Raw genomic sequence first — 21,127 nt, 5'->3', positions numbered from 1 at the left:
GATCACGTAGGCAACGATAGCGATCTCGACTTTGCAGGAAAAGCGCGAGATTTCGTTCAATATCATGCGGAATACCTGCATAATGTGAACCATGCTCGACCCTCGACTCACGACCCTGCGGACCTTCGCCGCTTGTGGCACCGTCGCCGCCACCGCGGAGCTCACCGGATACTCGCCTTCGGCCGTATCCGGCCAGCTGCGTGAGCTGCAGCAGAGCCTGGGAATGACGCTGCTGGTCAAGGACGGACGCGGGCTGCGACTGACCGCGACGGGACGCTACCTCGTCCGTCGCACGGATGCGCTGTCGGCCGAATGGGAGGACATCCGAGCAGGGGCGCTCGGTGCGGGCGAACAGGCCCCGAAGCATTTCGGGATCGGCGGCTTCTCGACCGCCTCGTCGAATCTCCTGGCACCCCTGGCCGCGAAGCTGCGCACGACGCGCCCCGGCGTCACCGTCCATGTCATCGAGGCGACCCCGACCCGCTGCTTCGAACTCCTCATCGCCGAACGCATCGACCTCGCCGTCATTGTGTCCATGCAGGGCAATGTGCAGGTCGAGGAGGACGATCGCTTCGAGAGCATCGATCTCCTCGATGATCCGCTCGATGTCATGGTCCCGGCCGATCATCCGGTCGCCGATCGCGAATCGGTGACGCTGGGAGAGCTGGCCGGCGAGGAGTGGATCACGGCGAGCCCCGGATCGCCGTACCACTCGCTCTTCGTCGCCGCGTTCACCGCGGCCGGGGTGACGCCGGCAGTGGCCCATGAGGCCGTCGAGTGGGAAACCTCGGCGGCCCTCGTCGGAGCCGGAGTCGGCGTGAGTCTCCTGCCCCGCCTGGCCAGCCTCGCCGGCGAGGCCAACGTCCGCCGCATCCGGCTCAGCGGGACCGGGCGTCCGAGCCGGAAGATCATCGCCGCAGTGCGGGCGGGAAGCCGGAGATCTCCGTTGGTCCGGGAGTCGATGCAGCATCTGCGCACGATGTCCCAATACATCCTCTCGACTCGCCTGCGCGAAGATTCCTGAGGGGGCTTGACACAGCTCGTCGACGACAGCGAGACTGCATCTACGTCTGATAACAGACTGATATTTCAGGTGGGTCGATCGGCTCACCTGTGTCTCGGAACTCCCGCACACTCGCGCATATGGAGGCTCAAGGATGAGCAATAAGGCAATCAGCTACGCCGGTCCCGGCAAGGTCGAGGTCATCGACACCGAATACCCGGAATTCGTCCTCAAGGACGGTCCCGGGGTCAATCCCGCCAACATCGGCCGCAAGGTCGACCACGGTGTCATCCTCAAGACCGTCGCCACGAACATCTGCGGCTCCGACCAGCACATGGTCCGGGGCCGCACCACTGCCCCGGAAGGCCTCGTGCTCGGCCACGAGATCACCGGTGAGGTCGTCGAGGTCGGTCGCGACGTCGAGTTCGTCAAGCTCGGCGACCTCGTCTCGGTGCCGTTCAACATCTCCTGCGGCCGCTGCCGCAACTGCAAGGAAGGCAAGACCGGGATCTGCCTCAACGTCAATCCCGACCGGCCCGGTTCGGCGTACGGCTACGTCGACATGGGCGGCTGGGTCGGCGGGCAGGCCGAGTACGTGCTCGTACCCTATGCCGACTGGAATGTCCTGAAGTTCCCGGACAAGGATCAGGCGATGGAGAAGATCCTCGACCTCACGATGCTCTCCGACATCTTCCCCACCGGATTCCACGGTGCCGTCAGTGCGGGTGTCGGTGTGGGTTCGACGGTCTACGTCGCCGGGGCGGGCCCGGTCGGAATCGCGGCGGCCACCTCGGCGCATCTGCTCGGTGCGGCCTGCGTCATCGTCGGTGACCTCAACGAGGACCGCCTGGCACAGGCACGCGGCTTCGGCTGCGAGACGGTCGATGTGTCGAAGGGCGACCCGAAGGATCAGATCGAGCAGATCCTCGGCGAGCCGGAGGTCGACTGCGGCATCGACGCGGTGGGATTCGAGGCGCGCGGCCACGGCAAGGACGCGAGCCACGAGGCCCCGGCCACGGTGCTCAATTCGCTCATGGACATCACGCGGGCCGGCGGCAGCCTCGGCATTCCCGGACTCTACGTCACCGGCGACCCCGGCGCTCCGGATGAGGCGGCGAAGGAAGGGTCGCTGTCGATGCGCTTCGGCCTCGGCTTCGCGAAGTCGCATGTCTTCGTCACCGGACAGTGCCCGGTCATGAAGTACAACCGCGGGCTGATGCAGGCGATCCTGCACGACAAGGTCTCGATCGCGAAGAACGTCAACGCCACCCCGATCCGACTCGAGGACGCTCCGCAGGGTTACGCGGACTTCGACTCGGGTGTCGCGAAGAAGTTCGTCCTCGACCCGCACGGCCTCATCACCGCCTGAGGCCCTGTCGACAAGGGCCATGCCGCCTGGGGCACTGGGGCACTGCCTCCGCCGGGGGCTCTCCCTGTCGCTTGGGCCACTGGAGCACTGCCTCCGCTTGGGGCCGTCGACGCAGCTGCCGGCCTTCGTTACAGCCTCAGGCACCCCAGACTCACGTTCCGCTCGTGCCTCTCTCATGGCTGCGAGACGAGAGTGGAACGTCGAGAACTCGAAGCCACCGGCCGACCCGCTCCTCTCAAGGCGCGGGTCGGGCGGTCGGCTGCCGAGAAGTGGGCGCAACCGGATGCTGTCTGTCGATGACTCTTCAGCGTCCGATTGCGCCTGCACACTCCCGCACTCATGTCACCGCCACTCACCGGGATAATCTGGGGCGTGGGGCAGCGATTGTTTGGTCATTCCACCGTGGTTTCCTCGCCCAGATCACGGTGGAATGACCAAAGAACGCCGACAACGCAGCGACGAGGCACGGCGAGCTGAACCCAGCTTCGTCGAAACAACGGTGGAGCGCCGAGACGCCCATGCACACACAGTGGTCTCGGCGCTCCACCGTTGTCTCGAGGCAGCCCCGTCAGCGCAGGCATCTCAGCGCCGCGCAGCCTCATCCTCCAACCGCACGAATGCGAGGTGGGCCAGCGCAGCGGACTGATCTCCGAGCAGTCCGTCGTCGAACTGCACCCGCGGTGAGTGGTTCGTCTCCGCGTCCGGGTCGATGCCCTCGGGCGTCGCCCCGAGGAAGACGAATGTGCCCGGCACCTTCTCGAGCACGAACGAGAAGTCCTCGGACCCCATCCGCGGATGCTCCATCTCCACGACCCGCTCGGACCCGAACACCGAGCCCAACCGGTCGAGGACGACCGCTGACTCGGCGGGGTTGTTCACGGTCACGGGGAACCCCACCTGGAAGTCCACCTCGGCAGTGCAGCGATGAGCGCGGGCGATGTTCTCGGCGATCTCACTCACCCGCTTCTGCAGCAGCGCCAGCGATTCGGCGGAGAGGAAGCGGATGGAGGCGGTGAGCTTCGCCGAGTCGGGGATGACGTTGCTCGCCTGCGCCGCTTCGAGCTGGGTGACCGAGACGACGACGGGGTCGAAGATGTCGAAGGACCGGCCGGTCATCGTATTCAGCGCCAGCACCACCTCGGCGAGCGCGGGTACGGGATCGCGGGTCGCCTGCGGTTGGCTGCTGTGCCCGCCGGCGCCGTGGATGGTCAGGCTGAGGTCGGCGAATCCGGCCATGAGCGGGCCTCCCTTCGTCGTGAAGCGGCCGCGCACATCGGCTTCGACGTGGACGCCGTAGGCCGCGACGACGGGGACTCCCGCGGCCTCGAGCACGCCCTCTGCGATCATCGGTTCGGCCCCGCCGTCGACCTCCTCGGCGGGTTGGAACATGAAGATGATCGAACCGGGGATCTCCTCCCGGTGCGCGGCGAGCAGGCGGGCGGCGCCGACGAGTCCGGCCGTGTGCAGGTCGTGCCCGCACGCGTGCATGTTCCCGTTCGTCGACGCGAAGTCCAGGCCGGTGTCCTCGGCGACCGGCAGTGCGTCCATGTCCCCGCGCAGCAGCACCGCGGGTCCTGGCTTTCCGCCCTTGAGGACGGCCACCACCGAGGTCAGGGACTCACCCCTAGTGATCTCGAGTCCCAGCCCGGCGAGCTCGTCGAGCACCGTCTGCTGAGTGAAGGGAAGATCGTAGCCGAGTTCGGGATTCGCGTGGAGTGTACGTCGCAGTGCTATGAGATCGCCGAGGTGGCCCTGCGCTTCGGTGCGGAAATCCGGGGTGGTCATGGGGCTCCTTATCAGGTGGTGGAGTCCGGTCGGCGCGGACCGTTCTCGATGGGATCTCACACCAATCTATGCCCCGATCACGAACAGTGCACGACCCCGACATGCGCGAGGACCTCGTCCAGTTCTTCGCTGAGTCTCGTCGCCCTCTATCGCAGTTCTCACCGGGCAAGTAGTGTTGATCACCCGCGCCACTCGATGAGGAGACCGACCGTGCGCATCATCATCACTCAGAACATCACCCTCGACGGACGTGTCGAGATGCTCGACGACTGGTTCGATCCGCAGGCACAGGACGAGGAGCTCACGGCCGAGCTCATGCGGCAGTCCGCGAACGAAGATGTGCTGCTCCTCGGACGGCAGACGTTCGAGGACTTCCGCAGCTATTGGCCCGCCCAGACCGATGACACCACCGGAGTCGCGGCACACCTGAACCAGGTCGACAAACGCGTCGTGTCCTCGACGCTGACCGAGCCGGGCTGGCAGAACACGCAGATCATCAGCTCCGATCCGATGCGGGCGGTCGCGCAACTGCGGGAGGAGGCGGGGCGCGACGCCATCGTCACCGGCAGCATCACTCTGGCTCACGAACTCATCGCCGAGGGGCTGGTCGATGAGTATCGGATGTTCACCTACCCAGTGTGGCAGGGTCGTGGGCGCGGATACTTCCACGACGGGGCGCACTCAGCCAGGCCGCCTCGACTGCGGCTCGTCGAGTCGAAGCCCTTCCCCAGCGGGATCGTATATTCGGCCTACGAGCCGAGTGAGTGACGAGCGACCGCCAAGGATACGTCCGTCTTTCGGTGGCTCGGTCAGCCCGCGCGGTGTTCAGTCAGCCCGGTTCGCCGCGAAGTCCTTGCCCCAGACGTTCATTGCCGTCACGATCGGCTCGAGGCTGCGCCCCAGGTCCGTGAGTGAGTACTCGACCCTCGGCGGCACCTCGGGATAGGCGACTCGCCGAACCAGGCCATCCTCCTCGAGTTCGCGCAGCTGCCGGGTGAGGGTCTTCGTATTCGCCAAAGGCACCAGGCGGCCGAGTTCGTTGAATCGACGCGTCCCGTCGAGGAGATGTTTGATCAGGGTGAGCTTCCACGTGCCGCCGACCGCTGAGACCGCGACCTCGACAGGGCAGACCTCCATTGCACGACGCACAGGCAAGCGCATATCTACCTCCACAGGGACAGAAATGTCCGTACTAGACAGTCTTACGCTAGGCGGCAACGATGGAACCATGCAAGGTAACGACACACTTTCGACAGTCCTCTGGCTCAGTGCGCATCCCGAACCGAGATCACTCAACGGAAGCCTGCGCAGCGTGGGAATCACCCACCTGCACGATATCGGGCACACCGTCCTGACATCCGATCTCTACGCCATGGGCTGGGATCCGGTCCTGCGCAGTCGCGATGGGGCTCATCCTGCGCAGACCGATGGACCGACCACCGAGGCGGCCGATACCGATTCCGTTCACTCACCCAACCGCTTCCGCGTCAGCGCCGACACCCGCAGCGCGCACATTGCCGGCACCCAACCGCACGAGATCACCCGCGAACAGGAGAAGCTTCGGCGCGCCGATGCCGTGATCGTTCAGTTCCCCTTGTGGTGGTACGGAATGCCCGCGATCCTCAAAGGCTGGTTCGATCGCGTCTTCGTCAGCGGCTTCGCGTTCGGCACCGACCCGGCCTCGGGGCGACGCCTCCGTTTCGAACAGGGACCGTTCGCAGGCAAGCGGGCTCTCGTCGTCACCACCCTCGGCGATCGTCCGCTGGCCATCGGGCCGCGTGGCAAGTCCGGTGAGCTGCGAGAGCTCCTCTTTGGCCTGCTCCACGGCACCTTCGCCTATACAGGCATGAGCGTACTCGAGCCCCTCGCCGTTCCCAGCGCCGACCGGATCGACGACTTCGACGCAGTCCGCGACCAGTTGATCGAGCGCCTCGATGCTCTCTTCACCGAACCGGCCATCGCCTACCGGCCGCAATTCACCGGGGACTACACGCCCGAATGGGAACTCGCGCCCCACGTGTGCCCCGGCGAACACGGAGTCCGCATCCACACCGCCAGCTGACCGAGCACGTTCGCACTCTCCGCGCGACTGACACCCATAGTGGAAGGAAACCACCGATGTCCGAACCCACCGACGCTCGACCAGTCGCCGACGCTCGCCCGGCCGACAATGCCCAACAGACTGACACCGTCCTGGAGGATGAAGCGGTCCACGGATTCGCCTCACACATTCCCGAGACCGAACTCGACGATCTCCGTGCCCGACTGCAATCGGCACGGCTGCCCGAACCCGAGACAGTTGTCCGGCCACAACCCGATCCGCGACGATGGGACCAAGGCGTACCGCTCAACGACCTCATGGAGCTCGTCGACTACTGGAGAACAGACTACTCGTGGCGGGACTTCGAAGACCGCCTGAACGGTATCGGCCAGTTCCGCACCATCATCAATGGCCTGAGCATCCATTTTCTGCACCGTCGCTCGTCCCGATCGGACGCGACCCCGCTGATCCTCACCCACGGATGGCCGGGCAGCGTCGCCGAATACGTCGACGTCATCGACGAACTGGCTGAGCCCACGGATTCCGCTGCACCGGCCTTCCACTGCGTCGTGCCGTCACTGCCCGGTTTCGGCTTCAGCGACAGGCCGAGTGTCACCGGATGGTCCACGGACCGAATCGCCGCGGCGTGGGTGACGCTCATGGTCCGCCTCGGCTACGACCGGTTTGCGGCCTTCGGCGGCGACTGGGGTGGGGTGATCACCACGATCCTCGGTGGTCGCTTCCCCGACCACCTGATCGGAATCCACACCACCTATGCACCCGGAGTCCCTGGAGCATCACTCGAAGATCTGACGGAAGGCGAGCGCGCCTGGGCCCTCGATGCCGAGGACTTCTGGACGAATCGGGCCGCCTATGCGTACCAGCAGGCGACGCGACCGCAGACTATCGGCTACGCCCTCGTCGACTCGCCTGTCGGCCAACTCGCGTGGATCCTTGACAAGTTCGCCGAGTGGACGGACACCGAAGACTCCCCCTTCGAGACGATCTCCCGCGACCGCCTGCTCGACAACGTCTCCCTGTACTGGCTGATGCGCACAGGCGCCTCCTCGGCGCGGATCTATTTCGAAAGTCACAATTCACTCGACCCTGAGCTGCGTGTCGACATTCCCACCGCAATCACGATGTACCCATCCGACATCGAAAAGTATCCCCGCGCCCTCTCCGAACACAGGTACCGCAACATCGTGCGGTGGACAGCTGCCGAGCGCGGCGGACACTTCCCCTCACTCGAAATGTCGGATGAGTTCGTCGCCGACCTCAGAGCCGGACTCTCAGCAATCCTCGCCGCGAACCGCTGAAGCACCTGGAACAGGAACCTTCCTTCGAAACTACGGTGAAGCGCCGAAACACCTGTGCAGACACCGTGGTCTCGGAGCTCCACCGTTGTCTCGGTCAGAAGTCCACCTCACGCCGTCCCGAACATGACCTTCCGCCCGTCGGGGTCCTCCACCGTGACAACGACGTCGTCGACGGCGATCAACGGGGCGCCGGCATGCCGGACGCGTTCGAGGAACTCGCCCTGATCGGGGATCCGGAAGTAGAGGTGGGTGAGATTCGATTCGGCCACGGGCGGGAACGCATAGTCGGCGAACGCCTCGGCGCTGTGCAGGGCCAGCTGCACCCCACCCGCGTCGACGACGTAATACGTGTACTCGTCGCTGCCGGCGGTCGTCAGACCCAACCCGGCGATCTCACGGTAAAAGGCGGCGGTCGCCTCGGCGTCGGTGCAGGTGAGGAACACCCCGCGAAACGTCGATTCCATGATCGGCTCCCTTCGCCGCGGATCCCGCGGATCCGCGTCCGCATCGTCTCGGTCATCGCAGTGTACCCGCCGAGGCTGACGCGAGTCAGCCCTCACCGCGACCGTCCCAGCGACGCTCGCCCCAGACACCGACAACCCACTCAGCGGCCCTTGCCAAGGGACACACATACTCCACACATTCTTCGGTGAATCGGCCCTGTTAGCCTGGCAGGCTGATCCCAAGAGCAGGAGTGATTGTGCGAACCAACCGGTGGTTGCTGGGCCTGGCCATGTCCGTGTCCGTTGTGGCTCTGGCCGCATGCGGTAGCGGCGGAGACGAAGGCGGCGATGCGAAGTCACAAGAGTCCTCGGCAGCCGCCGAGCAGTCCCCCGGCGCCGATGCCTCCGGGCAGGACGGATCCGGACAGGGCAAACCGAGCACGAAGGACATCCCGAAAGTCGTCGCCGAGGTCAACGGCGAGAAGATCACGAAGGACGAGTTCGTCCCCCTCTTCGAGACCCAGTACCAGCAGATGCAGATGCAGGCCCAGCAGTCGGGCCAGCCCGTCGATGAGAAGGATCTGAAGAAGCAGACGGCGGAGAATCTCGTGAGCACGAAGGTGCTCACGCAGGAAGCCGACAAGCGCGATATCTCGGTCTCCGACAAAGACATCGACAAAGCCCTCAAGGAATCCGCCCAGTCCGGACAGATGAGCGAGAAGGACTTCCTCAAGTCCATGAAGGACCAGGGCATGGATGAGAAGAAGGTCCGCTCGGAGCTGTCGAACCAGCTGAAGATCGAAGGCCTCGTCGAGGACGAATACGGCGAGTTCAAGGTCAGCGGCGAAGAGATCGGCCAGGCCTACGAGCAGGCGAAGTCCCAGCAGGAGCAGATGGCACAGCAGGGCGGACAGCAGCAGGAGATGCCCTCGATCGACGAGATGCGTCCCCAGCTCAAGGAGCAGGTGAAGCAGCAGAAGTCGACCGAGGCGACCCAGAAGTACGCGAAGAAGCTGCGCAAGAAGGCCGACGTCACGATCAACCTGTGAGTGATACTCCACCTCTGAGCCGCTGATTCCGTCCCAACGGGCGGAACCCCGCGCCGTTTCTGAACAAAACGCTGAGTGTTCCTCGCATTTTCTGTGAGTGCCATCTACCCTTTAGGGGATATCGTTCGGTCCACCGCCGACCGCATCGTCCGTCCGCTGAACGGTGTCGACGATGACCCGTGGTACAGACAGAAAAGGACTTCCCGTGGCTTCCATTCTCACGCGCTCGGCGATCGTCGCGCCGAAGAACTTCAACCGGTGGCTGATCCCACCGGCCGCACTGGCCATCCACCTGTGCATCGGCCAGGTCTACGCCTTCAGCGTCTTCAAGATCCCCTTCATGGACCACTTCGACGCCGGTGAGGTCTCGATCGGCTGGATCTTCTCCATCGCGATCCTCATGCTCGGCATCTCCTCGGCGGTCTTCGGCCCCTGGGTCGAGAAGAACGGACCGCGAGCCTCGATGGTCGCGGCCGGGACCTGCTGGGTCGTCGGCTTCTTCATCGCCTCGCTCGGCATCGTCACCGGTCAGCTGTGGCTGGTCTACTTAGGCTACGGCGTCATCGGCGGAATCGGCCTGGGCATCGGCTACATCTCGCCGGTGTCGACCCTGATGAAGTGGTTCCCGGACCGTCCCGGACTGGCCACGGGACTGGCGATCATGGGCTTCGGCGGCGGTGCGCTCATCGCCAGCCCGATGTCGAACCAGCTCATGGCCCTCTACGGCGGAGGCGCCGAACCCGAGAACCTCGTCGCCGGCCTGACCCCGACCTTCATCACCCTCGGCATCGTCTACGCCGTGGTCATCGCCGCCGGCGCGTTCGTCATCCGCGTCCCCCACCCCGAATGGACGCCGAAGGGCTTCGACCCCTCGAAGGTCGCGGCCAAGCCGATGCAGACGAAGGGCAACGTCTCGGTGCGCAATGCCATCCGCACCCCGCAGTTCTGGTTCCTCTGGGTCGTCCTGTTCCTCAACGTCACCGCGGGCATCGGCATCCTCGAGAACGCCGCCCCGATGATCCAGGCCTACTTCGGCATCACCGCGGCCGCCGCCGCAGGCTTCGTCGGACTGCTCTCGATCGGCAACATGGGCGGGCGCTTCATCTGGTCGACGACCTCGGACTACCTGGGCCGGAAGAACAACTACATGCTCTACCTCGGCGTCGGGGCGATCCTCTACCTCCTCGTCGCTTTCTTCGGCGGCGGATCGATCATCCTCTTCGTCCTCGCCACGCTGATCATCATCTCCTTCTACGGCGGCGGGTTCGCCACCATCCCCGCCTACCTCAAGGACCTCTTCGGCGTGTACCAGGTCGGCGCCATCCACGGCGCACTGCTCACCGCATGGTCGGCAGCCGGTGTGGCCGGTCCGCTCATCGTCAACTCCGTCGTCGAGGCCGGCGAGGCGGCCGGCAAGTCCGGCCCCGAACTCTACACACCCGGCATGTTCATCATGGTCGGCGCGCTGATCATCGGCTTCATCGCCAACGCCCTGGTCCGCCCGGTCGCCGAGAAGTACTTCGAACGCGAAGAGGACGTCGCCGCCAAGCAGGCCGCCGCCCTCGAAGAAGACTGAAGGAAGGGTCTCAGACAATGAATGACTCCACCCCCATCGCCCACGTCCCCGAATCCGGTTCACCGCAGTCCCCGGTCGGCGGCGCCTACAAAGCCGTCGGCACGAGTCTGACCGTCGTCGTGGTCGGCGGCCTCGCCTGGGGACTGATTCTCACCGTCGTCAAGGCCGTCGCAATCTTCACCGGCTGAGACACCCCACGATAAGACCCTCGCCGAGGCGGCCCCGCGCAGCCGTCCACGCGCGGTCTTCGCCGCGGGCAGGCTCCGATCCCCGGCAGAACCGAGAGCGGTTCTGCCGGGGATCGGTAGTTTGCTGTCGATCCCGACCTGCTGTAAATCGAGGGACTGACCTACAACCAGTACGTCGCTCTCGTCATCCTCGGTCAGCACCCCGGCATCACCGGACGCACGCTGTCGAAGTCGCTCGGCGTCACCGAGGCGGCCGGGTCCGGAATCGTCAAGGCGCTGCTGGCCGACGGTCTCATCACCAACGCGGCGACACCGGGATCCGGCAATCGTCGGGAGCTGCGCCTCACCTCGGCGGGGGAGGACAAGAGCGCGCACTGCGCGCGGCTGCTCGGACACTCCCTCGACGACAATGCCCTCGCGATCGGCCTCGACCCGAACTCGCTCGCCTCCACGATCAGGGACCTCCACGACGAGGTCCGCACCATCCGCACTCCCGCTGCCTCTCGGCCCACCGATGCACCTCAGTCTCAGGAGAACTCATGACCACTGTCCTCGCCGTCGCCGCCCTCGTCCTCGGCCTCGCCCGCCTCGGCGTGTTCATCGCCCTCCACCTCGTCCCCAGCGGTTACACGATCGTCGGCCATGCCGTCAGCGACTATGCGGTCGGGCCCACCCGCCGCCTGAGCAGCACGATGACGTGGCTGACCGCCGCATTCTGGGCCGTCCTCGCCGTCGCCGTCGCGCTCGGCCTCCCCCACTGGCGAGACGTCACCGGAGTGACGATCGCCCTTGCCGCACTCGCACTCATCTTCATCGCTCTGCCGCTCGTTCCCACCGACATCGAGGGTGAGAAGCTCACGACCATCGGCCGCCTCCACTACCTCCTGGCCATCGCATGGTTCGCCATCAGCTATGCGTGCATGGGCAACTTCACCAGGCTCTTCACTTACTCCGGGCCCGCGTGGCTGGCGAGCACGCTGAGCGTCATCGCTTGGATCGCTCTGGTCTCCCTGGTGGTGAGCGTCGTGGTTCTCATTCTCAAGAAGCTGCGCCCGAAGGTCTTCGGCATCTCCGAACGCATCTTCATCCTCTCCGTCAACCTCTTCTACATCGGAGTGGCCATCGGCATCATCGTCACGGTCGCCTGAGCCGGTCCCCGGACCGCTCGACCGACCGTCCCTTCCAGAGCCGGTCTCACCTCTCTCAGCCTGCGACTGACAAAGTCGAAGCTTCGCTCCAGCTGCGCCACAGCCTGGCCACAGCGTGCGGGTACTCAATAGGAATCACAGAGCACTTCCGCAGAATGGAGAAAGGCACAGACCATGAACGAGTCGAAGCGCACGAGGTCAGCACACGAGGCGACCGGCGCTGGGCACAACGGTGAGAACGCATACGGCACCGAGACGACGGCAGCAGCCGTCACCCGATCCCGCCCCCGCAGGCGTCGACTCGCCTTGGCAGTGACCGGAGCGGCAGCGGCACTGGCACTCGGCCTCGGAACGGCCGCCGGTCTGCCCGCCGTCGCAGCCACCCACGCCCGCACGGTCGCGGCCGGCACCGCCCAGTCGGCCATCCCCTTCACCGGTCAGCCGACCGACCCCAGCCAGGGCGGCGGCAGCCAGGGCGGCGGCAGCCAGGCCGGCAACGGTCAGAACGGCACACAGTCACCGAACCTCGGACAGGGCAACGGCGAACAGGGCGGCGACAGTCAGGGCGGATACTCCGGCGGCACCACCCCGGGCGGCGGCTCCCAGTCCCCCGACACCGGCCAGGGCAGCGACGGTTCGACCCAGCAGGATGCCACCGCGGCGAGTGAGAAGGAGTCCACCGGCGTCGTCCTCATCGACACCCAGCTCGGCTATGAGAACGCCGAGGCGGCCGGCACCGGCATGGTGCTGAGCAAGGACGGTCTGGTGCTGACGAACAACCACGTCATCGCCGATTCCACGAAGATCGCCGTCACCGTGGCCACGACCGGCAAGACCTACGAGGCCAGCGTCGTCGGCTCGGATTCGTCGAAGGACGTCGCCGTGCTCAAGCTCAAGGACGCATCGAACCTGCAGACGGCCACGATCGACGATGACGATGTGCAGGTCGGCGACGACATCACCGCCGTCGGCAATTCCGAGGGCAGCGGGCAGCTGATGGCCGCGGACGGATCGGTCAGCGACCTCGGCGCTTCGGTCACCACGACCGCGCAGGGCACAGAGGATTCGGAGACGCTGGGCGACATGATCGAGGTCCAGGCCGATATCGTCTCCGGCGATTCGGGCGGGGCACTGCTCGATGACGAGGGAGAGGTCGTCGGCATGAACACCGCGGCCTCGTCCGGAACCGCGCAGGTCACCGGCTATGCTATCCCGATCGAGACCGCGCTGACCACAGCCGAATCGATCATCGCCGGCGAGCAGACGAGCACGAACACGCTCGGCTACCCGGCCTTCCTCGGCATCGGCGTCGGCCAATCCGACCAGCGGAGCCAGCAGGGTCAGTACGGCCAGGGCAGCGCGGACGGGCAGTACGGCCAATCCGGGACTACGAGCACTGAGGGCGCGGTCGTCGCCGGGGTCTACGAGGACACCCCCGCCGCCGAGGCTGGGCTGAGTGCCGGTGACACGATCACGAAGATCGACTCGACGCAGATCACCGACGGCACCGCCCTCTCCGAGGCCATCGCCGAGCACAAGCCCGGCGACAAGGTGTCCCTGACCTGGACGGATGCGGACGATCAGTCCCACACCGCGAAGGTGACTCTCGCCGAGGGCCCCGCCGCCTGAGCCCTGCTCACACGGTCCGTTTCCGGTCCGGTCCCTCGACGTTTCGGCCCTCGCCTGCCCTCCCTGCAGGCGGGGGCCGAGTCGCGTTCCGCGGATTGCCGTCGCGCTCCTGTTCGGACGTAGGATCGGTCCATGCCCGGACACGACGAACCCTCAGCATCGAAGCGCCGTTCACGCTCCGAGGCTTCGCCTGCCCGCGAATCCGACGCCTCCCCCGCCGACGCCACCCACATCCTCGCCGCATCCGACGACGACGCGGGCGGGAGACGATCCCGCCTCGACTGGCCGACGATCCTGCGCAACATCGCGCTCGGCCTGGCTGTGCTGGCCGCAGTCTGGGCTGTCTTCAACGTGCGTCTGCCCTCGATCGATGTACTCCAGAAGGATATTGCGGCCGCCGGCTTCTGGGGCTTCGGCGTCTTCATCCTCATCTATGCACTCGTCGCCGCCACCCCCATCCCGGTGACGATCATGGCCACCGCTGGGGGTCTGATCTACGGGCTGCCCTTCGGCACACTGTGGTCGATGATCGGCGTCGTCCTCGGCTGCTGGGGCGGGTACTGGATCGCTCGGGCCCTCGGGCGGGACACGGTGATGAAGCTGCTCGGATCGCATGCCGAATCCGTCGAGTCCCGGCTCACCGGCGGCGGCTTCTATGCGGTGTGCGCCCTGCGCCTCATGCCGGGATTCCCTTACTGGCCGGTCAACTACGGCAGCGGGGCGCTCGGCATCGACAATCGCACGTTCCTCACCGCCACAGTCATCTCATCCCTGCCGGGTCAGCTCTCGCTCGTCGCCGTCGGAGCCTTCATCGGGGCGCCGACGATCGTCCACGGCGTCGCCGTCGGAATCTCGTGGGCGCTGGTCATCACGCTGACGATCATCACCGTGCGCCGGTGGAAGCGCACTCGCGACGCCGAGGCCGCCGACAGACCAGAGGGCGAAGCGGCGCAAGCGGACTGAGACCCGCCGCGCCTCACTCGAAGTTCGGTGACCGCCGCTCCTGGAAGGCGCGGAATCCTTCAGCGTAGTCCGGTGTCTGGCGGGCCGATTCCTGCAGCGCGGCTTCCTCGGCGAGCACCTCGGCGAGGCTCGGACGGTCGTCGGCGAGCTTCTGCACGAAGCCCTTCTCCATCGCGAACGCCTCGGCAGGACCGGTGACGATCTTCTCCAGCTTCGACTCGACGAATTCGGCCAGCTCCGCAGCTGGGACCGCGCGGGAGACGATCCCGGTGGCGGCCGCCTCGGCGCCGGTCATGAAATCACCGGTGACGATGAGGTCCATCGTCCGGTGGTAGCCGACCCGGTCGAGGAACACGTGGTGGGCGCCGGAGTCGAGCATCGCGCCGATCGCGGCGAACGGGGAGCCGAACTTCGCGTCATCGGCGGCGAAGATGATGTCAGCGGCCGCGGCGATGCCGAAGCCCAATCCGAGCGCGGCACCCTGGACCTGCGCGATGACCGGGATCGGCAGGGCCCGGATCGATTGGAAGACAGGAGCGAAGGTCTCGGCGAGGAACGCGTGGGCGTCATCGGTCTCGACGTCGACGTTGGAGATGTCTCGGCCGGAGCTGAAGACTGTGCCCTCACCGCGGATGAGGAGCACGCGGACGTTCGGGATCGCCTCGGCGACCTTCGCCACGGCTGCGGCGATGTCGCGGAGGTTGTCCGCGTCGAGGGCGTTGCGGGACTCCGGGCCGTCGAGGATGATCTCGGCGATCTGGCCGCGGTTCTTCAGCTGGATGTCGGTCATGGGTGCTCCTTTGCGTGTCCTGTCAGGCGATGTCGTGTCACGAGCGCCGAGGCGGCCCGTGCTGGCTCGTCAGCGCAGCTATCGGGGTGTCACCAAGTGTAGAAGCCCTTCCCGGACTTCCGCCCGAGTTCCCCGGCCGCGACCTTGTCCCTGAGGATCTGCGGGGGCGCGAAACGGGATCCGAGCTCTTCGGTCAGGTGCTCGGCGATGCCCAATCGCACATCGAGACCGACGATGTCCGTGGTCGTCAGCGGTCCGGCCGGGTGCCGGTAACCCAGGGTCATGGCACGGTCGATGTCGTCGGCACTGGCGACGCCGTCCTCGACCATCCGCATGGCCTCGAGCGCCAGGGCCACGCCGAGGCGTGAGGAGGCGAATCCGGGTGAGTCCTTGACCGTGATCGCCGTCTTCCCCAGTCCTGCCACCCATCCCCTGGCGACCTCGACGAGGCGGGTGTCGGTGTGGGTGCCGACGACGACCTCGACGAGTTCGGAGACGGGAACCGGGTTGAAGAAGTGGAGCCCGATGAGGGCCTGCGGCCTGGGCAGGGCTGCAGCGAGTTCGTCGATCGACAATGCCGAGGTGTTCGTGGCGATGCTCGCGGCCGGTGCGTGCTTCGCGATGCCGGCGAGCACCTCCTGCTTGAGCTCGACGTTCTCGGGCACGGCTTCGACGACGAGGAGCGCCTCATCGAGCAGGGTGGGGTCGCGATCGACGACGACGGAGCCGGGCACGTCGATGCCTTTGGACTGCGACTTCTCAATGGAAGCGTCGATGCGCTGTCTGGCCGCGGCCACGGTGTCTTCGGTGCTCTCGATGACGATGACGCGCGCGCCGGCGGTGGCGAAGGCGTGCGCGATGCCCGCACCCATCCGTCCGCCGCCGTAGACGCCGACGACGTCGGGCACGCGCGGGGCCGGGGTGGCTGCGGTATCGGTCTCGCTCATTCGGTGCTGCCTCTCTCATCGGTGCTGGGTTCGCGCTGCTGATCCATCGCTTCGGTCGCCACTGCTTCGGCCTTCGCGCGCTTCTTCGCCTCCCTCTTCGCGAGGAAAGCGTCCATGCGGGCGTACTTCTCCTCGGTTTCGAAGAGCACGGCCTGCGCTACGTTATCGATGAGCGGGTGGGCCTCGCGGGGCGCGTGGAACGCGGATTTGCTCAGCCGCACGGCCAGGGGAGCAAAGTTCGCGATCCGGTCGGCCAGTGCCCGCCCGGCGAGTTCGAGATCCTCGGGGTCGACGACGTCGTTGAGCAGGCCGATGGCCTTGGCCTCTTCGGCCTGCAGCGTCCGACCGGCGAGCAGGATCTCCTTGGCCCGAGGCTCGCCGATGAGCTCGCGCAAACGCCAGGCGGCACCGGCAGAGGCGATGATGCCGAGTCCGGGTTCGGGATTGCCGATCTTCGTCGTCGGGGTGCCGATGCGGAAGTCCGCGGCGAAGGCGAGTTCTGCCCCGCCGCCCAGTGCGTAGCCTTCGACGAGTGCGATGACGGGCATCGGCAGGTCGTGGATGCGGGCGAAGATCTTCGAATTGATCCCTGCCAGAGCCTCTTCCCGACCCCGATTGCGCATCTGAGAGATGTCGGCACCGGCGGCGAAGACACCGTTCGAGCCGGTGATGATCGTGACCTTGGGTTCGGCCTCCAACTCAGCGCACACGGCGTGGAGGGCCTCGACCGTGTTCAGGTCGATGGCGTTGCGCACCTCGGGCCGGTTGAGCCGGATGATCGTCCGGTCGGGCAGCCGTTCGATGAGCAGCGGTGAGGTGCCGCCTTCACTCGCCGAGGTGGCTCCGCCGTTCGGTGCTGAACCGTCGCCCCGGTTCGGAGTGGCGTCCCCCGCGCTCATGCGCGCTCCAGCAGCAGTGCGGATCCCTGACCGACACCGACGCACATGGTCGCCAGTCCCTTCTTCGCGTCCGCCTGTTCGAGGCGGTTGAGCAGGGTCAGCGTGATGCGGGTGCCGGAGCAGCCGAGCGGATGGCCGAGTGCGATGGCCCCGCCGAAGCCGTTGACGGTCGCCGGGTCGAGTCCGAGGTCGCCGATGCACGCCAGGGACTGGGAGGCGAAGGCCTCGTTGAGTTCGACGGCGTCGAGGTCATCGACAGACCAGCCGGTGCGCTCGAGGACCTTGCGGGTCGCGGGCACGGGTCCGATGCCCATGATCTCCGGGGAGACTCCGGCGTTGGCTCCGGCGACGACGCGGGCTCGGGGGTTGAGTCCGTGCTTGTTCGCGTAGTCCTCGGACACGAGGATCGTCACGGCCGCCCCGTCATTGAGCGACGACGAGTTCCCGGCGGTGATGAGGCCGCCGGGTCCGTGGATCGGGCGCAGCTTCCCCAGCTTCTCGAGAGTCGAGTCACGCGGTCCTTCGTCCGCGGTCACCTCGCCGATGGGGAGGATCTCCGGATCGAACTTCCCATCACTCTGCGCGGCCAGTGCCTTCTGATGCGAGTTGAACGCGAACTCGTCGAGGGCATCGCGAGTGAGCTTCCATTTCTCGGCGACGCGTTCGGCCGTCTGCGGCATCGACAGGGTCGTGTCCTCGTCGAAGGCCGGGTTGGTGAACCGCCAGCCGATCGAGGTGTCCCAGCTCCGGCCCGGCTTCGACCACGCACGGGAGGGCTTCTCGCTCACCCAGGGCGCACGGGTCATCGATTCGACTCCCCCGGCCACGACCACCTCGGCGTCTCCGGCGGCGATCATCGCCCGCGCGGTCGTGATCGCGGTCATCCCGGAGGCACACAGGCGGTTGACGGTGAACCCGGGCACGGTTTCGGGCAGCCCGGCCAGCAACACGGCCATGCGGGCGATATTGCGGTTGTCCTCGCCCGCCTGGTTCGCCGAGCCGAGGATGACCTCGTCGATGTCGGACGGGTCGATTCCGGACCGGTCGACGACGGTCTTCAGCGTCGTCGCTACGAGGTCGTCGGGCCGCTGATCAGCGAGCACTCCCCCGTACCTGCCGATCGGCGTGCGCAGTCCGTCAAGAATGAATGCCTCGGGCATGGGTCTCCTCAGTGATGTTGTGCAGTTCGACCTGTGGGGTTCGATGTCGATGGTTCCCACCCTAGCGAGTACGACGGGCCGCGGCGCGGCGCGGGTGCCCCACCTCGGCGGGGTCTTTCAGGAGTCGAAGTCGACCGTGACCTCGTCGCTGACGGGGAACGTCTGGCAGGTGAGGACGAAGTTCGCCTCCACCTCGGCGTCTTCGAGGGCGTAGTTGCGGACCATGTTGACCTCACCGCCGCAGATCTTCGCGCGGCAGGTTCCGCACACTCCGCCCTTGCAGGCGAACGGCAGATCCGACCGGGATTCCTGGGCGGAATCGAGGATGGTTTTGCCCTGCGACATCGCCGAGGTGGTCCTGCGTCCGTCGAGCACGACCGTGACGTCGCTGGTGGCGCCCTCGACGACCTTGTCCGCGTGGACGACTTCCGGTGGCGGTTCGTCGACGTAGAAGAGTTCGAAGTGGATGGCTTCCTTGGGCACGTCGAATTCGGCGAGGACCTTGCGGGCGTCGTTCAACATGCCGAAGGGCCCGCACAGCCACACGTGGTCCATGCTGCCGATCGGGACGATGGCCGACAGCAGTTGGCGCAGTTTGTCCTCGTCGAGGCGGCCGGAGAAGAGTTCGACCTCGCGCGGTTCGCGGGAGAGCACGTGGACGAGATCGAGCTGCTGGTTGCGGGCGTCCTTGAGGTCGGCGAGCTCCTCGGCGAACATCACGGTGTTCGTCTTCCGATTGCCGTAGAGCAGGGTCACCGACGCATCCGGGTTGGACAGCACAGTCGAGGCGATCGAGAGCATCGGGGTGATGCCGGATCCGGCGGCGATGCACAGGTGGCGTCCGCCCTGGTCGGGGTCGGCGCGGAAGCTGCCCGAGGGCGGCTGCACCTCGATGACGTCACCGGGTCGGACCTCGTTGACCAGCCACAGGGAGAAAAGGCCTTCGGGAACCTCCCGGACACCGATGCGCGGATCGGCTCCGGCCGGGGCGCAGATCGAATACGTGCGGCGGTGCTCGGCGCCGTCGATGACGCGGCGCAGTGTCAGCGACTGTCCGGCGGCGAAGTCGAAGAGTTCGGCATACTCGGCGGGCACGTCGAAGGTCACTGCCGCCGAATCCTCGGTGAGGTGGTCGACGGACTTCACGGTCAGCGGGTAGAAGCGTGAACGGGAGGACCCATCAGCCGGCTGGGAGGCCGCGGCCGCCTCGGCGGAGTTCGTCCCGGCGGAACCGGGCACCGCCTCGGCGGTCTGGTCGATCGTCTGGGTCATCAGATCTCCTTCACGTGGTCGAAGGGTTCGAAGCAGTCGAGACACTGGTACATCGCCTTGCAGGCGGTGGGTCCGAATTCGGAGGACAGCCGCACATTGTCCGAGCCGCAGAGCACGCAGGTCACGGCTCGGCGGGTGGGCATGAGGGTCAGTGCCACGGGACCGTCGCGGCGAGGTGCGGACCCGGGTGGGGAGATGCCGGCGTCCTTGAGCGCCTTCTTCCCGCGTTCGGTGATCCAGTCGCTCGTCCAGGCAGGGGTCAGGGACACGCGCACCTCAGCATCGGGGAACCCTGCGTCCTGCAGTTCGCGCTGCAGGTCATCGCGCATCGTCGCCATCGCCGGGCACCCCGAATAGGTGGGAGTGATCGTGGTGACGACGCGGCCGTCCTCGACAATGACGTCCCGGAGCACGCCGAGGTCGAGCAGCGTGAGCATCGGCATCTCCGGGTCGGTGACGCGTTCAGCGGCGGCCCAGGCACGGTCGATCGCGTCGATATCGGTCGCCGCGTCGGCGCGGTCGGCCGCCTCGGTGAGGGTGTGGGTACTGAGCATCGCGGTCACCACTGTCCCTCCGGGTGTTCGCGGGCGACGACCTGCATCTCGGCGAGCAGCTTCGACAGTGCTTCGGTGTGCAGTCCGTCGCGGCCCTTCTGTCCGTGCACGCCGACCCCGGCGAGCGAGCCGGCCTCGGGGCGGTCGATGCCGGCGGCGGCGAAGACCTGGTCGAGGATGACCGAGGCCTCATCGGCCACCTCGGCGGGGTCGACGCCGATACCGGCCTCGGCCACGGCGGCCTCGACCGGGTGGGTCTCGAAGAGCTCGGACCACAGCGGCCACAGGCCGTCAAGCGCCGTGACCAGGCGGGACCGGGATTCCTCGGTGCCGCGGGCCAGGGTGACGACCCACCGGCCGGCGAAGTCGCGGTGGTAGGACATCTCCTTGACGCCCTTCACGGCGATCGCGGCGAGCACGGAGTCACGGCTGGTCGTCAGGCGCTCGAAGATCGACAGCCGCCAGGTCGAGTAGATGAGGATCTTCGCGACCGCCTCGGCGAAGTCGCCGTTGGGGACCTCGGCCAGTCGGACGTTGCGGAAGGCGAGGTCGTTGCGGAAGAACGCGAGCCGGTCCTCGTCCGGTACCGGTGAGCTCTCGGGCAGCTCGGGGACGAGAGCCGGATCGGCGGCCGCGGCGCGGGCGAGCAGGAGCCGCGACTGTCCGAGGAGGTCGAGGGCGATGTTCGCCAGCGCGATGTCCTCTTCGAGGTCCGGGGCGTTCGAGCACCATTCGGAGATGCGCTGGCTGAAGACGAGCGCATCGTCGCCGAGCATGAGGCAGTACGCGCCGAGGTCGCTCGCCTCGACGCCCTCGGGCACGGTCGTGTCGACGCCGGCCAGTGGGTCTTCGAAGTCGGTGCCGAAGGCCCAGTGGGCGTCGTTGACGAGCAGACCTGAGTACGCGTTGTCGTGTTCGTCGTGTTCGACGTTGGTGCCCGCCTCGTCGTGTTCGACGTTGACGGTGGGATCGTTCGCAGCAGTCATTTCTCG

At 66.5% G+C, this 21,127-nt stretch carries 22 protein-coding genes; 12 read left to right on the top strand and 10 right to left on the bottom strand.

Annotated features, from left to right (window positions below):
* The first annotated feature begins 91 nt into the window (after positions 1–91).
* Both GUY23_RS01010 and fdhA read left to right on the top strand, forming a co-directional pair.
* Positions 92–1,024: a LysR family transcriptional regulator gene (locus tag GUY23_RS01010; RefSeq protein ID WP_166968907.1), complete on the top strand. Its 933-nt coding sequence runs from the start codon at positions 92–94 to the stop codon at positions 1,022–1,024.
* 133 nt (positions 1,025–1,157) lie between these two features.
* A complete protein-coding gene (fdhA, locus tag GUY23_RS01005) occupies positions 1,158–2,372 on the top strand; it encodes a formaldehyde dehydrogenase, glutathione-independent (protein WP_166968905.1) in 1,215 nt (404 codons plus the stop codon).
* A 582-nt stretch (positions 2,373–2,954) separates the two neighbouring features.
* On the opposite strand, the gene GUY23_RS01000 is transcribed toward fdhA, so the two are convergent.
* The gene (locus GUY23_RS01000) at positions 2,955–4,157 is read right to left on the bottom strand and encodes a M20 metallopeptidase family protein (RefSeq protein ID WP_166968903.1); all 1,203 of its coding nucleotides are present in this window, start codon (positions 4,155–4,157) and stop codon (positions 2,955–2,957) included.
* Between the two features lie 210 nt (positions 4,158–4,367).
* On the opposite strand from GUY23_RS01000, the gene GUY23_RS00995 reads away from it, so the two are divergent.
* On the top strand, positions 4,368–4,925 hold the full coding sequence (locus tag GUY23_RS00995) for a dihydrofolate reductase family protein (protein ID WP_208085426.1): 558 nt from the start codon (positions 4,368–4,370) through the stop codon (positions 4,923–4,925).
* A gap of 57 nt (positions 4,926–4,982) precedes the next feature.
* Here the strand turns inward: GUY23_RS00995 and GUY23_RS00990 are convergent, their stop codons facing one another.
* Complete coding sequence (locus tag GUY23_RS00990) at positions 4,983–5,318, bottom strand: winged helix-turn-helix transcriptional regulator (RefSeq protein WP_208085424.1); 336 nt, start codon at positions 5,316–5,318, stop codon at positions 4,983–4,985.
* Between the two features lie 22 nt (positions 5,319–5,340).
* On the opposite strand from GUY23_RS00990, the gene GUY23_RS00985 reads away from it, so the two are divergent.
* Both GUY23_RS00985 and GUY23_RS00980 read left to right on the top strand, forming a co-directional pair.
* Entirely contained in the window at positions 5,341–6,219 is an 879-nt protein-coding gene (locus tag GUY23_RS00985) for an NAD(P)H-dependent oxidoreductase (RefSeq protein WP_323127143.1), read from the top strand.
* A 56-nt stretch (positions 6,220–6,275) separates the two neighbouring features.
* Entirely contained in the window at positions 6,276–7,517 is a 1,242-nt protein-coding gene (locus tag GUY23_RS00980; RefSeq protein WP_166968897.1) for an epoxide hydrolase family protein, read from the top strand.
* A 107-nt stretch (positions 7,518–7,624) separates the two neighbouring features.
* On the opposite strand, the gene GUY23_RS00975 is transcribed toward GUY23_RS00980, so the two are convergent.
* Positions 7,625–7,981: a VOC family protein gene (locus GUY23_RS00975; RefSeq protein WP_166968895.1), complete on the bottom strand. Its 357-nt coding sequence runs from the start codon at positions 7,979–7,981 to the stop codon at positions 7,625–7,627.
* Positions 7,982–8,217: 236 nt separating this feature from the next.
* Here GUY23_RS00975 and GUY23_RS00970 point away from each other — a divergent pair, with 236 nt between their 5' ends.
* The 7 genes from GUY23_RS00970 to GUY23_RS00940 all read left to right on the top strand — a co-directional run bounded on the left by GUY23_RS00970 (position 8,218) and on the right by GUY23_RS00940 (position 14,513).
* Positions 8,218–9,009 carry a SurA N-terminal domain-containing protein gene (locus GUY23_RS00970; protein WP_228282628.1) on the top strand — a complete coding sequence of 264 codons (792 nt, stop codon included), beginning with the start codon at positions 8,218–8,220 and terminating at the stop codon, positions 9,007–9,009.
* 205 nt (positions 9,010–9,214) lie between these two features.
* Complete coding sequence (locus GUY23_RS00965) at positions 9,215–10,585, top strand: L-lactate MFS transporter (protein ID WP_166968893.1); 1,371 nt, start codon at positions 9,215–9,217, stop codon at positions 10,583–10,585.
* A gap of 17 nt (positions 10,586–10,602) precedes the next feature.
* Positions 10,603–10,773: a hypothetical protein gene (locus GUY23_RS00960; protein ID WP_166968891.1), complete on the top strand. Its 171-nt coding sequence runs from the start codon at positions 10,603–10,605 to the stop codon at positions 10,771–10,773.
* Positions 10,774–10,920: 147 nt separating this feature from the next.
* Positions 10,921–11,316, top strand: a complete 396-nt coding sequence (locus tag GUY23_RS18875) for a MarR family transcriptional regulator (protein ID WP_166975400.1) — start codon at positions 10,921–10,923, stop codon at positions 11,314–11,316.
* Positions 11,313–11,921: a DUF998 domain-containing protein gene (locus tag GUY23_RS00950; RefSeq protein WP_166968889.1), complete on the top strand. Its 609-nt coding sequence runs from the start codon at positions 11,313–11,315 to the stop codon at positions 11,919–11,921. The genes GUY23_RS18875 and GUY23_RS00950 overlap by 4 nt, the downstream gene beginning before the upstream one ends.
* A 174-nt stretch (positions 11,922–12,095) precedes the next feature.
* Positions 12,096–13,550: a S1C family serine protease gene (locus GUY23_RS00945; RefSeq protein WP_166968887.1), complete on the top strand. Its 1,455-nt coding sequence runs from the start codon at positions 12,096–12,098 to the stop codon at positions 13,548–13,550.
* 132 nt (positions 13,551–13,682) lie between these two features.
* Positions 13,683–14,513: a TVP38/TMEM64 family protein gene (locus GUY23_RS00940; protein WP_166968885.1), complete on the top strand. Its 831-nt coding sequence runs from the start codon at positions 13,683–13,685 to the stop codon at positions 14,511–14,513.
* 13 nt (positions 14,514–14,526) lie between these two features.
* Here the strand turns inward: GUY23_RS00940 and GUY23_RS00935 are convergent, their stop codons facing one another.
* From GUY23_RS00935 to paaC, 7 genes are all read right to left on the bottom strand, one after another.
* Positions 14,527–15,303: an enoyl-CoA hydratase/isomerase family protein gene (locus tag GUY23_RS00935; protein ID WP_166968883.1), complete on the bottom strand. Its 777-nt coding sequence runs from the start codon at positions 15,301–15,303 to the stop codon at positions 14,527–14,529.
* 89 nt (positions 15,304–15,392) lie between these two features.
* Positions 15,393–16,250, bottom strand: coding sequence for a 3-hydroxyacyl-CoA dehydrogenase family protein (locus GUY23_RS00930; RefSeq protein WP_166968881.1), 858 nt, complete (start codon positions 16,248–16,250; stop codon positions 15,393–15,395).
* Positions 16,247–17,149 (bottom strand): enoyl-CoA hydratase/isomerase family protein, encoded by a 903-nt coding sequence (locus GUY23_RS00925; protein WP_166968879.1) that lies wholly within the window; start codon positions 17,147–17,149, stop codon positions 16,247–16,249. Before GUY23_RS00925 ends, GUY23_RS00930 begins: the two co-directional genes overlap by 4 nt.
* Positions 17,146–18,309 carry a thiolase family protein gene (locus GUY23_RS00920; RefSeq protein WP_166968877.1) on the bottom strand — a complete coding sequence of 388 codons (1,164 nt, stop codon included), beginning with the start codon at positions 18,307–18,309 and terminating at the stop codon, positions 17,146–17,148. Before GUY23_RS00920 ends, GUY23_RS00925 begins: the two co-directional genes overlap by 4 nt.
* Positions 18,310–18,426: 117 nt before the next feature.
* A complete protein-coding gene (gene paaE, locus GUY23_RS00915) occupies positions 18,427–19,581 on the bottom strand; it encodes a 1,2-phenylacetyl-CoA epoxidase subunit PaaE (RefSeq protein WP_166968875.1) in 1,155 nt (384 codons plus the stop codon).
* A complete protein-coding gene (paaD, locus tag GUY23_RS00910; protein WP_166968873.1) occupies positions 19,581–20,135 on the bottom strand; it encodes a 1,2-phenylacetyl-CoA epoxidase subunit PaaD in 555 nt (184 codons plus the stop codon). Before paaD ends, paaE begins: the two co-directional genes overlap by 1 nt.
* 5 nt (positions 20,136–20,140) lie before the next feature.
* Positions 20,141–21,121 carry a 1,2-phenylacetyl-CoA epoxidase subunit PaaC gene (paaC, locus tag GUY23_RS00905; protein WP_166968871.1) on the bottom strand — a complete coding sequence of 327 codons (981 nt, stop codon included), beginning with the start codon at positions 21,119–21,121 and terminating at the stop codon, positions 20,141–20,143.
* Positions 21,122–21,127: the final 6 nt, after the last annotated feature.

This window comes from Brevibacterium atlanticum (assembly GCF_011617245.1).
Lineage (GTDB): Bacteria > Actinomycetota > Actinomycetes > Actinomycetales > Brevibacteriaceae > Brevibacterium > Brevibacterium atlanticum.
Note: the sequence above shows the minus strand (reverse complement) of the source record. Positions and strands in the feature narration are given on the sequence as shown.